General features: G+C 57.0%; 13 protein-coding genes, 1 tRNA gene and 1 pseudogene. 5 read left to right on the top strand and 10 right to left on the bottom strand.

Going from position 1 to position 14,016, the window contains the following annotated elements:
- The first annotated feature begins 37 nt into the window (after positions 1–37).
- Positions 38–121: transfer RNA gene (locus ACR0NN_RS15005), tRNA-Tyr, on the top strand.
- An 82-nt stretch (positions 122–203) separates the two neighbouring features.
- Here the strand turns inward: ACR0NN_RS15005 and ACR0NN_RS15000 are convergent.
- The 6 genes from ACR0NN_RS15000 to ACR0NN_RS14975 all read right to left on the bottom strand — a co-directional run bounded on the left by ACR0NN_RS15000 (position 204) and on the right by ACR0NN_RS14975 (position 7,241).
- Entirely contained in the window at positions 204–1,667 is a 1,464-nt protein-coding gene (locus ACR0NN_RS15000) for an ArnT family glycosyltransferase (RefSeq protein ID WP_480684976.1), read from the bottom strand.
- 126 nt (positions 1,668–1,793) lie between these two features.
- Positions 1,794–2,330, bottom strand: a complete 537-nt coding sequence (locus ACR0NN_RS14995) for a DUF2478 domain-containing protein (protein WP_170723773.1) — start codon at positions 2,328–2,330, stop codon at positions 1,794–1,796.
- A 71-nt stretch (positions 2,331–2,401) separates the two neighbouring features.
- Positions 2,402–3,067 carry an NnrU family protein gene (locus ACR0NN_RS14990; protein WP_170723505.1) on the bottom strand — a complete coding sequence of 222 codons (666 nt, stop codon included), beginning with the start codon at positions 3,065–3,067 and terminating at the stop codon, positions 2,402–2,404.
- A 103-nt stretch (positions 3,068–3,170) separates the two neighbouring features.
- A complete protein-coding gene (locus ACR0NN_RS14985) occupies positions 3,171–5,234 on the bottom strand; it encodes an ABC transporter permease subunit (RefSeq protein WP_170723506.1) in 2,064 nt (687 codons plus the stop codon).
- Positions 5,231–6,280 (bottom strand): betaine/proline/choline family ABC transporter ATP-binding protein, encoded by a 1,050-nt coding sequence (locus tag ACR0NN_RS14980; protein WP_170683238.1) that lies wholly within the window; start codon positions 6,278–6,280, stop codon positions 5,231–5,233. The genes ACR0NN_RS14985 and ACR0NN_RS14980 overlap by 4 nt, the downstream gene beginning before the upstream one ends.
- A 10-nt stretch (positions 6,281–6,290) precedes the next feature.
- Positions 6,291–7,241 carry an ABC transporter substrate-binding protein gene (locus ACR0NN_RS14975; RefSeq protein WP_170723507.1) on the bottom strand — a complete coding sequence of 317 codons (951 nt, stop codon included), beginning with the start codon at positions 7,239–7,241 and terminating at the stop codon, positions 6,291–6,293.
- A 333-nt stretch (positions 7,242–7,574) separates the two neighbouring features.
- On the opposite strand from ACR0NN_RS14975, the pseudogene ACR0NN_RS14970 reads away from it, so the two are divergent.
- Both ACR0NN_RS14970 and ACR0NN_RS14965 read left to right on the top strand, forming a co-directional pair.
- Positions 7,575–8,236: pseudogene (locus tag ACR0NN_RS14970) on the top strand (DNA-3-methyladenine glycosylase I).
- Between the two features lie 42 nt (positions 8,237–8,278).
- Positions 8,279–8,965, top strand: a complete 687-nt coding sequence (locus tag ACR0NN_RS14965; RefSeq protein ID WP_170723508.1) for a hypothetical protein — start codon at positions 8,279–8,281, stop codon at positions 8,963–8,965.
- Positions 8,966–8,967: 2 nt separating this feature from the next.
- Here ACR0NN_RS14965 and ACR0NN_RS14960 read toward each other — a convergent pair whose 3' ends face one another.
- Complete coding sequence (locus tag ACR0NN_RS14960) at positions 8,968–9,375, bottom strand: c-type cytochrome (RefSeq protein ID WP_170723509.1); 408 nt, start codon at positions 9,373–9,375, stop codon at positions 8,968–8,970.
- A gap of 97 nt (positions 9,376–9,472) precedes the next feature.
- Between ACR0NN_RS14960 and ACR0NN_RS14955 the strand changes: the two genes are divergently transcribed.
- On the top strand, positions 9,473–9,910 hold the full coding sequence (locus ACR0NN_RS14955) for a DMT family transporter (protein WP_170723510.1): 438 nt from the start codon (positions 9,473–9,475) through the stop codon (positions 9,908–9,910).
- Here the strand turns inward: ACR0NN_RS14955 and ACR0NN_RS14950 are convergent.
- On the bottom strand, positions 9,894–10,580 hold the full coding sequence (locus ACR0NN_RS14950; RefSeq protein WP_170723511.1) for an ABC transporter ATP-binding protein: 687 nt from the start codon (positions 10,578–10,580) through the stop codon (positions 9,894–9,896). The two genes, ACR0NN_RS14955 and ACR0NN_RS14950, sit on opposite strands and share 17 nt — an antisense overlap.
- Positions 10,573–11,859, bottom strand: a complete 1,287-nt coding sequence (locus ACR0NN_RS14945) for a lipoprotein-releasing ABC transporter permease subunit (protein ID WP_170723512.1) — start codon at positions 11,857–11,859, stop codon at positions 10,573–10,575. Before ACR0NN_RS14945 ends, ACR0NN_RS14950 begins: the two co-directional genes overlap by 8 nt.
- Positions 11,860–12,250: 391 nt before the next feature.
- Here ACR0NN_RS14945 and ACR0NN_RS14940 point away from each other — a divergent pair, with 391 nt between their 5' ends.
- Complete coding sequence (locus tag ACR0NN_RS14940) at positions 12,251–12,607, top strand: hypothetical protein (RefSeq protein ID WP_170723513.1); 357 nt, start codon at positions 12,251–12,253, stop codon at positions 12,605–12,607.
- A 30-nt stretch (positions 12,608–12,637) separates the two neighbouring features.
- Here ACR0NN_RS14940 and proS read toward each other — a convergent pair whose 3' ends face one another.
- Positions 12,638–13,978 carry a proline--tRNA ligase gene (gene proS / locus ACR0NN_RS14935; RefSeq protein WP_170723514.1) on the bottom strand — a complete coding sequence of 447 codons (1,341 nt, stop codon included), beginning with the start codon at positions 13,976–13,978 and terminating at the stop codon, positions 12,638–12,640.
- Between the last annotated feature and the right edge of the window lie 38 nt (positions 13,979–14,016).

Below are 14,016 nucleotides of genomic sequence, written 5' to 3'. Positions count from 1 at the left end.
TAATCACGCCTCCACGTCAGGTGCAACGCCTGACAGTGGGCGACAGGCCGCAAGGTGTGGCAGGGGACTGTAACTCCCTCGCGGAGACGCACGCCTGGTTCGATTCCAGGGTCGCCCACCACTTTCCTTTCATGCATATTTAGACCTTTGGCATTTAGGTAAATGCTTTGCCGCACCGTATTCTCTCAAGGCTTACGTCCAAGCTATTTTGACACTGGCCCAAATGACAGCGACATCTCCTCATCTGCGTCAAAACGATAAGGCGCGGTCAGAGTTTCAACCAGATTAGGGTCGATATCGTTAGGCACTCTTTCTCCGTCCTCCCAAACCCGCAACTCAGCGTTTGGTTTGCGAGGATCGCGATCACTGTAAATGGGATGCTCTGGCGCGAAATATGCCATGTTTCCCGCTATCCAGTTATCCGCGACAATCGCGCTGCCAGGTTCGACTTCTGCCAGCATCTGCGAAGTAAGCTCAGCAAATGGTGCGGCACGCTTGGCCTCTCCGGCCAGATTATGGTGAAGCATCGCAATTCCAACAAACCCGGCCAGAACAACGCTAATCTGGCCAAAGCGTCGGGCACCGATCTCTCCTGTTCGCGGCAATATCCACAATACCAGAACCGGGCCAGCGTAGATCAAAAGTGGCTGCAACCATCGGTCCTTTACGTTGGTGCTGCCGCTAAGAATCACAACGACAACCATAAGCACCAAAGACCAGACGACCGTGCGCGTCATCAATCGGAATAGATCATCCTGTGCGGTACCCGCGCCTTGCTTGCGATAAACCACCCACAGGACGACCAATACCAGCAGCAAGAGCGAAACAAAGCCAGCGGACGCCAATGCCAGTTCTGTAAGTCCCTGCACTGCGACCAAGCCGGTGGGGCCTTCACTGCTCATGTCCAGCTTGCGGGCGCTGGCTAAGGCCTGCTGAGAGTTGTTCAAGACCCAAAGCATCGGCGACGCAACGAGAATAGCCGCAACTCCAAATGAGATCAGCAACCGTGGAGACCAGAGTGGCTTGCGTGTCTCCGGGGCGCTGATCGCCGCAAGAAACATGGCCAGCAATGCGATGGCATAGTTGTATTTCGACAAACAGCCCATCGCGACAACCACGCCCAGCACAACGAAACCCCGGGTCGTCGGCCTTTGGATCACATGCCACATGACGGCAAAGGTCAGGACTGAACAGAGATTGGCCAAAACCGAGTGAGTCAGGGCCCGCTGCGCTTCCCAGCTGAACTGGTAGAGCATCAATAACGATAAGACAGACAACCCCGCCATCAGCGGGCTCTGACGGCTTCGTATGATCATGTATAGCGTGACAACGGTTGCCAGAAGCATCGCATTCTTGAGCAGCGACAATCCCAGAATGCTGGGTCCGGTAATCTGGAAAATACCCCATTGCAGCCACGCATAAAGCGGCAGTTGCGGGCCATAGCCCCACTCAAGGTGCCGCGCATCCAGAAATATCTCGGCCTCGTCCAGACCAAGCGAACCACCGGTTGCAACGCGCAGCACGACGTGAAGCAAATAGTAGCCAACAAACAGACCAATCCAGAATTTATCTGTCGATATCAGCTCTGTCGAGGTCCCTGCATCTTGCTCGGTTGATATGGAAGCTCTGTCTGACCCGCCCTGCCAATCGTTCATGGATCTGCCCATTTCGTCGGCGTCCGCACAGATCATCTGGCCGCCAGGTTTCAACTTTGAACGAAGCTAGACCCGAAGACTGGACCTAAGTCCACTAATTTAAACTACGGCATGCGCAACATGATAAGGGTCATGACATCAGCCGGCAGAAGTAGCAGTATGCTGCGCGCTGGTCCGCGATATCTTGTCGAACCATTCGGTCAGGCTACTGATATCGGGGCCAAGCGCTTGGGCGAGCCCGCCAGCAAAATCCTGAAACTTTTCGATGTTCAACTGATTGAGCCCGACCAACACAGGGATGTCACGCTCTAACGCATCCGCGATGATTGGGCGGAACCCGCGTCCATCGGCCTCGTGCTTACCGAATTTGTTGACGATCAGCAGGTGCGGCGCGTCCTCAAGCGACCGAGTCACCAGCCCAACGGCCCGCTCCAACTCTGCTGGGTCCAGACGGCAGCCGCGTGCGTTCTTGCCCAAGGATTGAGAGATACGGATGATCTCGCCAGTTGGGATGACCTTCAGATCCATATCGCATTTGTACCCTTCGGCACATTCGGTGTTTGTCTGCACCACTCCGGCAAGCGGCGTTCCGGCACCTACCAGCCCATCCGCAAACGCGCTGAGTAGGCGATCAGTTGCGCCACGATCAGTTGTCGTAACATAGGCCAGATGCATGATTAGGACCCCAAATTTCAGTTCGTGACATGTCAGATAGCACGCGTCGGCCCAGCCGACCACCTTAAGCATCAAGGCAGCGGTGAAAGACCGATCACAGGTGCGTGCAGATAAAGAAGAGCCGAATAGACAGCGAGTGCAGCCAGCCAAACCCAGGGGCGCGGCCATGGGCGAGGTACGCGCAGCGACAAACGCGCAGTGTTGCGGGACAGCCGATGCCAGTCTGCACCCATCTTTTGGGTGGTTCGACGATCGATCAGGGCCATCCCCATAACTGCAAAGACTGCGAATAAACCAAACAGGATCACATGTGACAAGCCGCCATTGGCCAGGAGATGCGCCACCGCCCATAGCAACAGTGCCACAAGGATCGGATGGCGTGTTGAGCGCAAGATACCGGGGTTTTCGGGATCGAAGAGACGGTTCCCCAGCCCGCCGAATGAGAACGGGTTTTGGATCGACAAACCCGCAATGGCCAACCAGCAGACCACAGGCATAATCAACAGCGGTACCCAGCGAAAGACGGACAGCGGCGGAATGACCTCAATATAAGGCGCATTAGCTGCGGCAATGATCAGCCAACCCAGAACCGCCAGCGACACCAGCGAATATGCGGTGAAATACCCAGAGCGGCCCATTGTAGCTATCAGCCACCCGCGCACCGCCGGGCGTGCCGGGATCATATGGCTGAGAAGGAAAGTGGCGAGCGCTGCAAGGAAAAGGCCCCAACCGGTCATGGTAGACTCCGAACGTGTTGAGCCCGGTTTAGGCCGTCGCGAAGTGCAAGTCTTTGTCTGAAATCAAGTGAGGCGAGGGGCGATTTCCCGCCCCTGCCCTGTCTCAAAGTCCAAGCGCTTTGCGGCGTTCTTCGGCAAAACCCTGAACCATCCGGTCAGCGATCAGTGCCAGAATCGCCATGGCAGCCCCTGCCGAGATGCCAAGCCCTACATCCGCTTGCCCCAGCGCCAGATAGATCGACTGACCCAAACCGGTGGTACCGATCAGGGCCGCGATTACCAACATCGCAAAGGCATAAAGGATGGTCTGGTTCAGACCCAGCAAGATGGTCGGCGCAGCATAGGGCGCGCGGACATCGCGCATGATCTGCCACTCGGTCGCGCCGCTGGAAATGGCGGCCTCCATCATCTCCTCGGGCGTGTTGACCAGCCCGTGGCGCGTGTAACGGATCATCGGGACGATGGCATAGGCGCAGATCGCCAGGAAGGCCGAGAACTCACCGATCTGAAACACCATCAGCACCGGGATCAGGAACACGAACAGAGGTATCGTCTGCAGCATGTCGCAGATCGGGCGCACGATAGTCCAGACCGGAGACCAGACCGCGCTGGCCAAACCAATCAAACCGCCCAGAATGGCGCAGAAGAACACCGCTGCGCCGCTGAGGTAGAGCGACAGCAAGGCGCGCTCCCACAAACCCGAGACGAGGATGGTGCACAGCAATCCCACACACAGCGCAGCCAGACGCCAGCCTCCTGCCACCCAGCCCAAAGCGGCTGCACCGGTCAGGACAAACGGCCATGGCAGGTTAGAGATACCAGTCTCTAGCATCCCAATCAGGATCAGCACCACCAGACCGCCAGTCAGGTGCCCGCGCCATGCCATCAGTAAGGCGATTGCGGCCCCTGCCGCAAACAGGCCATAGCTCATCGAAGGCGTCCACGCAAAACCCCATGTGAAGGGCAGCACCGCCTGATCCAACCCGATCCGAAGCGGCAACAGAACATAGAACAACGAGTTGTTCTTGAGCGCATCCAACCATGGTCCATTGGCCTGTGTGAACGCGGTCAGGCCGTTGTCGATTGCCGTTGCCATCGGGTCCAGTACGGTCAGCTCCGACGGGTTCGGCAGCCACACCCAGAAGGCCGCGGTAAACACAACGGCAAAGCCCAGCATCGCCCAGACCACGCGGCTGTCATAACGTTTCCGCTCGGTCGCCAAGGTGCCACTCATACGGTCGATCACCACGGCGAAGACAACGATGACCAGACCGGCCATCAGGGATTCGCCAAACTGCGCCTTGCGCATGGTCAGCAGAACTTCCCAACCGATGTCATTGAAGCCACCAATAACAGCAGCAATGATCACCATCGACAGCGCTGCCATCAGACACTGGTTTACGCCGACCATGATCTGAGTCGTTGCGGCAGGGATTTCGACCTGAAACAGCTGCTGCAGACGGGTGCCGCCCGACATGATCGCGGCTTCTTTGATCTCGGACTCGACCCGCTCCAGCCCCAGCATCACATTCCGCGCCATAGGCGGGGCCGCGTAGATGGCCGAGGCGATCAAACCCACTACCGGGCCAAAGCCGAAAAGCAGTAGCAGCGGTGTCAGATAGGCAAAGGTTGGCACCGTTTGCATGATGTCCAGAACGGCCTGTACGAAGGCCTTCACTCGAGGAACCTCATTGGCGAGGATACCGATCGCGCCACCCATGATCAGTGCCACCGGTACAGACACGGCCACAAGGGCCAGGGTATTCATGCTCTCAGCCCAATAACCGGAGGCCAGCACAAAGCTGAGACCAAAGAACCCCAAGGCAGCCATCGGCATTCCGCCCAGATACCAACCTAATGCGGTGACGATACCGATCAGGATCGGCCAAGGCGTGTTCCCCAGCACGAAATTTGCCCAATTCATCGGATAGGCCATCAGGTCCGAAAACAATCGCGCCGCTGGCTTGATTCCGTTCAGGAACCAATCGAGGAAAGCACCCACCCACTGGGTCGCAGGTAGCTCCCAGGCAGCGGGCCATTTGACCAGCCATGGCGCGACACCCTCCAGCACAAGACACACTGCGCCGACGATCACTGTGATCAACGCCGCCTGTGCCCCTGCGGTCAGTCGCGCCTGCTGCGTGGGGATATCCGTCGCGGCAGTCATGCCTCATCCACCTGCAACGCGGCAGCCAGATCGGACGGGTGCACGGTACCCACAACATTACCGTCTGCGTCACGAACCGGGACGGGCTCATATAGCTCCATGCAATGCGCCAGCGCGGCGTCCAAGGTCATCGAAGTGGTCAGGCCCGGATCGTCTGGCCCACGCTCTCCGTCGTCTCGCATCACCGAGGCGACCTTGGCGTGCTGGCCTTTGGCCACGTCTTTGGAGAATTCGCGCACATAGTCATCGACCGGACGCAGGACGATATCCGTCGGCGTCCCGATCTGGACGATCTTACCATCGCGCATGATGGCAATGCGGTCAGCCAGCTTCAGCGCCTCTTGGATATCATGAGTGATGAATACGATGGATTTCTTCAGTGTCGCCTGAATACGCAGGAACTCATCCTGCAACTGGCGGCGGATGAGTGGATCGAGGGCCGAGAATGGCTCGTCCAGAAACCAGATATCCGGGTTCACGGCCAGCGACCGCGCGATTCCCACGCGCTGACGTTGCCCGCCCGAAAGCTGACGCGGAAAACTGTCTTCGCGGCCTTCAAGCCCGACCAGAGAAATCACCTCTTGCGCGCGGGCCAGCCGTTCCTTTTTGCCCACCCCCTGCACGCGCAACGGATAAGCCACGTTTTCGGCCACGGTCATATGTGGGAACAGACCAAAATGCTGGAACACCATGCCCAGCTTTTTACGGCGCAGTTCGGTTAGGGTCTTCTTCGAGGCCCCGATAACATTCTCGCCGTCCACACGAATTTCACCGCCTGTACCGGGCAGCAATTGCGAGATGCAACGGATCAAAGTGGATTTGCCCGATCCTGATAGCCCCATTATGACGAATAGCTCGCCCTCTTTGACTTCGAAATTGGCGTCCTGAACAGCCGGGATGAACCCGTGTTCGCGCAAATCAGTGGCGGCTTGGTCGGCGTCATTCCCTGACCGAGACAGCGCGTCGGTCAGGGCTTTGTCAGCACCGGTGCCAAAGACCTGCCAGAGGTTCTGGCAGGCAATAGCTGGCGTATTTGCGTCAGTCACTTAGGCAGGCTCACTGGGTTGCAGCGTCAACAACCGGACGCCACTTGCCTTCATTCTCGGCCATCCACGCGGCAACAACTTCTTCGACTGTGCCGCCGTCAACGTCGATCGCACCCATCATGGGCTGCTGATCTTCGACTGCCAGTTGATAGTTGCTGAGGATTTCATAAGCAGCAGGCCATTTATCTTCCATACCGCTCCAACCGGCCTTGAAGATGCGCGAGGGCGAGAAGTCGCAATCGTTCACCGCGTTGGGGTTCGGGCCCCAAGCAGGATCGCTAAAGCACGCCTCTTCACCCGCAGGCAGATCAACGAATTGCACATCATAGGCTGACATGGCCCAATGCGGCTGCCAGAAAGTGATCAACAGCGGTGATTTCCGCTCGGTCGATGCGCGCAGCTCGGCAATCAGAGCTCCTTCGGAACCTGCAGGAACCGCTTTGAACGGCAGCTCCAGACCGGTCATCCGATCTGCGCCGGGTGTGCCCCAATCGGCCGGATAATCGACTAGTCGACCACCGGGCAGCGTTTCAGCGGTTGCAAAAACCTGTGCGCAGTCTTTCAGCGCTTCCCATGCGGGCAAGCCGGGGCACAGTTCGGCCACGTGTGCGGGATAGGCGATACCTTCTTTTGCATCGAGGCCCAGATCACCAATTTCTACAACGGTGCCTTCATCAATCTTTTTGGCATATTCGTCAGACACATTTGACGACCAAATCTCCAACGTGGCATCGATGTCGCCATCAGCCAGCGCCTGGAACTGGTTCATCATGCCAGCCGTGACATATTCAACGTTGTAACCAGCGGCCTTCAACATCTCGCCGGCGACATGGGTGGTGACATGCTGTCCGGTCCATTCGTTGATCGCCAATTTGATAGGCTCATCAACGGCGCCCATATCCGCCGCATGAGCTGACCCGGCAACGGCCAAGGCCAACAAGCTTACGCTTAGCTTTTTCATGATTTAACTCCCTGTTCTTTTTCTCGCCCTGAGACGGCACCGCGACCGTCTAGGAATATTCGTAGTCACAGCACTGTCGCAACATGCACAAGTTTGGTCGAAAAAGGAAAGGGAACAGTTGCTCTGGCTCCGACTTAATTCACTAAGCAGAAGCCCTTGCCCCATCCCCATTGCATTTATCCGACATTGCACATGCATGGCACCGTTCGTACCGAAACGTGAAAGATATTGATTGACTAGTCAATATAAAACATTTGATCGGCCATAAGATCAGGTTTTTGATTGAAAAACTGGGCCAAGATGCCAGCATCAGGATTGTGGAGGGCTCAATCGATGCATCACTTTGACGAGATATATGAGATTTCGGCGGCGCGACATGGCGGGCCTGAGCAACTTGAAAGCAAGCTGAGCAAGCCGAAATCGATTGCGGAATTGGAAGCGTTGCCGGATGATCGCTGGCTGTCGATTATCACGAAAACCATATTTCAAGCCGGGTTTAGCTGGAAAGTCATAGAGGCAAAGTGGGATGGGTTCGAAACCGCCTTCGACGGGTTCGACATCGGGCGCTGCGCGTTCATGGATGATGAAAATTCGACGCCTTGCTTCAGGATACCCGAATTGTACGAAACGGAACCAAAATCGCGTCCGTGCGCGACAATGCCGCTTTTCTTCTAGAACTCCGCGCGGAAGGTGGCGTTGGGCAAGCTCTGGGAGGGTGGCCTTCGCAAGACTATGTGGGGCTGTTGCAAATGCTTGCCAAACGCGGTTCGCGGTTGGGCGGTGCCTCGGCTCAATATGCAATGCGTTTTGCCGGACGAGATAGCTTCATTCTGTCCCAGGACGTGACCGCGCGGTTGATTGCTGAGGGCGTTATCGACAAACCCGCAACCTCCAAAAAGGCCATGGCCGCCGTGCAGGGTGCATTTAACACATGGATGGAACAATCGGGCCGATCCCTGACAGAAATCAGCCGCGTATTGGCGATGAGCCTTTGAAAACGACTTGCCGCGCCAATCTGCTGCGTTAGGCTTATCACTATGCATCGCCCCCTGCTGATTTTCGTCTTGTTGCTGTTTGCATCCTGCGGTCGCCCTCTGACTGAACATGAACGAGCATTTGCAAGTGATATCCACGGAGAAACTCTGGATTTGGATCGCGTGCGATTGGTCGAAGGTGCGCCGGTTGCAGCGGTTACATTCACCCGCAAAGCCCGCCCCCGGATTGCCTGCCGCGAACGCATACTGCCCCCTGTCAAAGAAGAAACCGTAACCGGTAAACCAGCGGGTGTGGCATTGTTTAACCACGTTTATTTCACCAAGGATTGGTACCTGGACGACTATATGAGTCAGTACCCTGAACGGGTGAACCTGATCGCGGCCATGTTGCTTGCGCACGAGCTGACCCATGTCTGGCAATGGCAGAATCGTAAAACCACGGGCTATCACCCGCTCCGGGCTGCGGCAGAGCATGGCAAGAAAAACGACCCCTACCTGTTCAACCTTGAAACCTCGCCTGACTTTCTGGCCTATGGCTACGAACAACAGGGCGCGATTGTCGAAGAGTACGTGTGCTGCCGCGCGCTCGACCCGGATGCGCCGAGAACCAAGCGCTTGCACGACATGCTAAGTGCCCATTTTGTCGTCAAGACGCTTCCCGGAAGCAGGCGCGAAAGCAACGTTCAAATCCCATGGGCGGGTGCCGAGATTCAGGGGATCTGCCGCTAGTCTCAGCCCTCCTGCAGTGTTTTCAGATATTCAACCAAGTCCGCAATCGGCTTGCTCGTCAGGATCGGTTGGCCGGCCGGAGTTTTGATAGCGGTGTCGTTGCCTTCAAAATAGGGGCCGTAGACCGGCATGGGGCTGCCATGGCTAACCAGCGGATCACGCCCATCAATCCGCGCCACGACACGAGCGGTTGGAAAGACGCCATCCGCGTCGGCCAGCGCCTTCAAGTTTGTAGGCTGAATCACAAGCACACCAGCCATCGGCCCATGCCCAGTTGCATCCAGCCCGTGGCAAGTGGCGCAATAGTGTTGGTAAAGTTCAGCGCCAGTCTCGACGTCTTGCGCCAAAACAGGTTGTGACAATGCGGCCAACATTGTCAGCGGAACTGCGCCAAGTATCGATCGGATCATCGCTTTTCTCCATTGTACACTAGAAATCGAGACTTGCCCGACGGCCTTGCTGACGCAATGATCCAGATCAACGAAACCGGCTCAGGGACTACTGGCAATGACACAATACGCAGCCATCATGCTGGCCGCTGGAATCGGCATTCCAATTCTCGCCGCTCTAAATGCTGCCCTGGGCAGGCTGATCGGATCGCCCAATGCAGCGGCTGTTATCCTGTTCTCCATCGCCTTCTTAACCTCTATTTTGGCGCTGTTGGTGTTCGGAGGATCCGGAGCGCTTGCCAAAGTCACGCAAGCCCCAAGGCATCTGCTGCTGGGTGGCGTTCTGATCGCGTTCTACGTGCTATCGATCACGCATGTGGCCCCGCATTTCGGTGTTGGCAATGCGGTGTTCTTCGTCTTGCTGGGTCAGTTGATCAGCACCGCAGCGATTGATCATTTTGGCCTGTTCGGAGCTCAGGTCACACCGCTGACCCTGATGCGGGCCGGAGGCATTACGGTGATGGCAATCGGCGTCGCAATCACGCAACTGGCCTGAGCAAACCAGCTTCCAGCCGCACCATCCGGTCCATCCGCGCTGCAAGATCAAGGTTATGCGTGGCGATTAACGCCGAAAGTCCCTCGTCCCGCACAAGCGCCAAGAGGGCCGCAAAGACCTGATCCGACGTTTCGGGGTCCAGGTTTCCTGTGGGCTCATCAGCTAGCAGCGCGCGCGGCTGGTTCGCTAGTGCCCGGCAAAATGCCACGCGCTGTTGCTCTCCGCCCGACAAGGCTGCTGGCCGGTGATCCGCCCGCCCTGCAACGCCAACATGGTCAAGCAATTGCATCGCCCGTTCCTGCGCCGCTTTCTCGGTGGCGCCGTTCGCCAACTGGGGCAAAACGATATTCTCAAGCGCTGTAAACTCGGGCAGCAGGTGGTGGAACTGATAAACAAACCCAACGTCTCGCCGCCGAATGGCAGTTCGGGTGCGATCGCCCCTACCCGTTGCACCCTGCCCCGTAATTTCAACCTCGCCAGAATCAGGAGTATCCAGCAAGCCGGCGATATGCAGCAGTGTTGACTTGCCCGCGCCCGAAGGCGCGACCAGCGCAACGGCCTCACCTGCGCGCAGCTCCAGATCAGCCCCGCGTAGCACCTGTACCTCGCCAGGCGTACCAGGAAGATAGGTTTTGGTCAGATTGCTGAGCCTTAAAGTCACGTCACTCATAGCGCAGCGCCTCAACTGGGTTTAGCCGCGCTGCGCGGCGGGCGGGGAAATATGTGACAAGGAAGGACAGGCCAAGTGAAAGACCAACGGCCTTCAAGACATCCGACAAATGCAATTCGGCAGGCAAAGCATAGATGCCACGAATGGATGGATCCCAGACGCCGCCGCCCATCACATAGTTCACGAATGAGAAAATCGGATCGATATAGATGGCGAAGAGGCAGCCCAATATCACGCCCATTGCAGTTCCGATAATCCCTGTGAACGCGCCGCAGATGAAGAACACCCGCAGCACTGACCCTTCGCTGAGTCCGATAGTACGCAGAATGCCAATGTCCCGCCCCTTGTTCTTCACCAGCATGATCAGTCCCGAGACGATGTTCATTGCCGCAATGAGCACGAGGATCGACAAGATTATGAACATCACGTTGTCTTCAACCTCAAGCGCCCGCAGGAACCCGCCCGACGCATCCTGCCACGTCCAGACCTGACTGCGCTCTCCGGCGGCTTCGAGGATCGGGATCAGGATCGGGGATAGCTCTTCTGGGCGCTCGACCATCACTTCGATCTCGTCCGCCGCGCCTTCGCGGTTAAAGAAGCTTTGCGCCTCGGTGAACGGCATGTAAACACGGGTGCGATCGATATCAAAACGCCCGGCTGAGAAGACATAGACCACTTCGTAAGCATTCACGCGGGGCGAGGTACCAAAGGCAGTTTTGACGCCGTTGGGCGAAGTCAGCTTGACCCGATCCCCAACTGTCGCTCCAATGGCGCGCGCCACGCCTGAGCCGATAGCAATGCCATCCGGGAACCGGGACAGATCGCCATAGGCGTTCTCGCTTTCTGCAATACCGGGCAACTCGGCCAGATCATTGGGACGGATACCAAAGACCTGCACGCCTGAACTGCGGTCCGCGTTGGTGATCAGCACCTGACCTTTGACAAGCGGTGCCGCACGCTCAACCCCCGGCACCAGCGCGATCCGTTCGGCCATGCCGTCGAAATCGGAGATGGTCCGGTCGACCCGCCCCTGCGCGTCGATCTCTCCGGCAGAGTACACAGTGACATGCGCATTTGCCCCGAGGATGGTGCCCACAAATTCCGACCGGAACCCGGACCGGACAGCCAGGGTCGCGATCAGGGCGAACACAGCTAGCGTAATCCCGATCAGCGATATCCAGGTCATCACGCTGACACCCCCTTCGGCCTTGCGGGCACGGAGGTATCGCCAGGCGATTTTCCATTCGAAAGGAGCAAAGGGCGGGGGAGTTTTAGCCATTCCTGCCTCGGTTTCAGATTTTTCGCGACCCTTTCGACATTTAGCCGGATGGTCAAGCCGGTTATCGCGCGGATGCCTGATTGGCGCGTCTACTGCCGATGCGGACAAGAAAAGGACAGTCTGAAACGAATCAATTCGCTTTAGGCCAAAACCTCACCGGCAAAACGAGAAATCACCTTGCCAGAAATACACCAAAGGTTGTGAACCCCTTCACAGACAAAGGGTTATTGTTTCAGTTATGAAGTCAATGTGAGATATCTGCACCTGACTGAGTCACAATCGCAACATTCAGGCGCGAAATATTGTTTCACAAATTGATTAGTGTGAGAAACTTTGTCACCCTTTTTGTGTGGGGGACAGATTTTAAGAGTTTAAGGGCGGAGGTACGCTCATGGGTATTCAAGAACACATGGAAGGCACGGGCCCAATATTAACCCGTTCGGCAGCAACAGAACTGGATTGTGAAAGCGCCGCATTATTGCGCGCCGCAATCAGGCCGGTATTCACAAGTGCAGCAAGCTGGGCAGGTTTAGCCGACATTTTGCGAGACAAAGGTTATCGCCTCGCGTTCCGCCAAGGTCGCCTGTGCATCACAGATCGCACAACTGACGAACGCATCTGCGGATTGCGGTTTCTTGGCTTTGAACTGGCAGAACTTGTGCGCCGCTTTGGTCGCCCGATCGTGGTTGCCCGAGGCAGTGAAGCGGACGGCGACATCCTGACCGCACGTCCGACCTCAGCTTCCTGAGTTCAGCCACAGAGGATTTCAGCGCCTAGTTCAGGCGATGCCTTCATAGATTTCTGCGATTTTGGTGACAGCAGCTTCGGGGCTTAGCTCTTCGCTTTCACCGGTACGGCGACAAGTCAGTTCGACAACGCCATTCTTCAGGCCGCGCGGCCCCACGGTGATACGCCACGGCAGACCGATCAGGTCCATGGTGGCAAATTTACCCCCTGCCCTCTCGTTCCGATCATCATAAAGCGGCTCCAAACCAAGCGCGGTCAATGCGCCATAGAGTTTATCGCAGGCCGCATCCGCCTCTTCATCCCCTTGCTTCAGGTTGACGATTCCGCAATGGAACGGTGTCACACCTTCGGGCCAGATAATACCCTTGTCATCATGGCTGGCCTCGATAATCGCGCCGATCAGGCGGCTGACACCAATCCCGTGGCTGCCCATATGAACCGGAACGGGCTTGCCGTCAGGGCCTTGTACGGTGGCACCCAGAGGTTCGGAATACTTGGTGCCGAAATAGAAGATCTGCCCTACCTCGATGCCACGCGCGACGCGGCGACGCTCTTCGGGGATTTGGTTAAAGAGCGCTTCATCGTGGGTCTCGTCCGTGCGGGCATATTTCGAAGTGAACTCTTCCAAAATCGCCTGACACTGTTCGCGGCTGTCATAATCGATCTCACGATCGCCAAAGGTCAGGTCAGTGACGGCGCTGTCATAGAACACCTCGGACTCACCCGTGTCGGCCAGCACAAGGAATTCATGCGTGTCATCGCCGCCGATGGGGCCGGAATCCGCGCGCATCGGGATCGCCTGCAGGCCCATCCGCTCATAGGTGCGCAAATAGCTGACCAGATGGCGGTTATAGGAATGCAGGGCATCTTCTTTGGTTAAGTCGAAATTGTAGCCGTCCTTCATATAGAACTCGCGACCCCGCATCACGCCGAAACGCGGGCGGATTTCATCGCGGAACTTCCATTGGATTTGATAGAGCGTCAGCGGCAGGTCTTTGTAGCTGCTAACATGTCCGCGGAAGATGTCGGTCACCAGCTCCTCAGCGGTCGGCGTGTACAGCATGTCACGCCCGTGGCGGTCCTGCATACGCAGCATTTCTTGGCCATAGTCGTCATACCGACCGGATTCGCGCCACAGATCGGCCGATTGTAAGATCGGCATCTGGATTGCGATGTGCCCTGCCCTCGCCTGTTCCTCATGCACGATGTTTTCCAGCTTGCGCAGGACTTTGAAGCCCAGCGGCAACCAGGAGTAAATCCCGGCGGCGGCCTGTTTGATCATCCCAGCGCGCAGCATCAGCCGGTGGCTGACGATCTGAGCCTCCGAGGGGTTTTCCTTGAGAACGGGCAGAAAGTAACGGCTGAGGCGCATAACGTAACCTTAAGGGTGAGAATTTCGCTGCAAGGTGA

The sequence above is a fragment of the Ruegeria sp. BA2 genome, assembly GCF_056539605.1.
The sequence above is the reverse complement of the archived record's forward strand: the minus strand, read 5'-3'. Positions and strand labels throughout refer to the sequence as shown.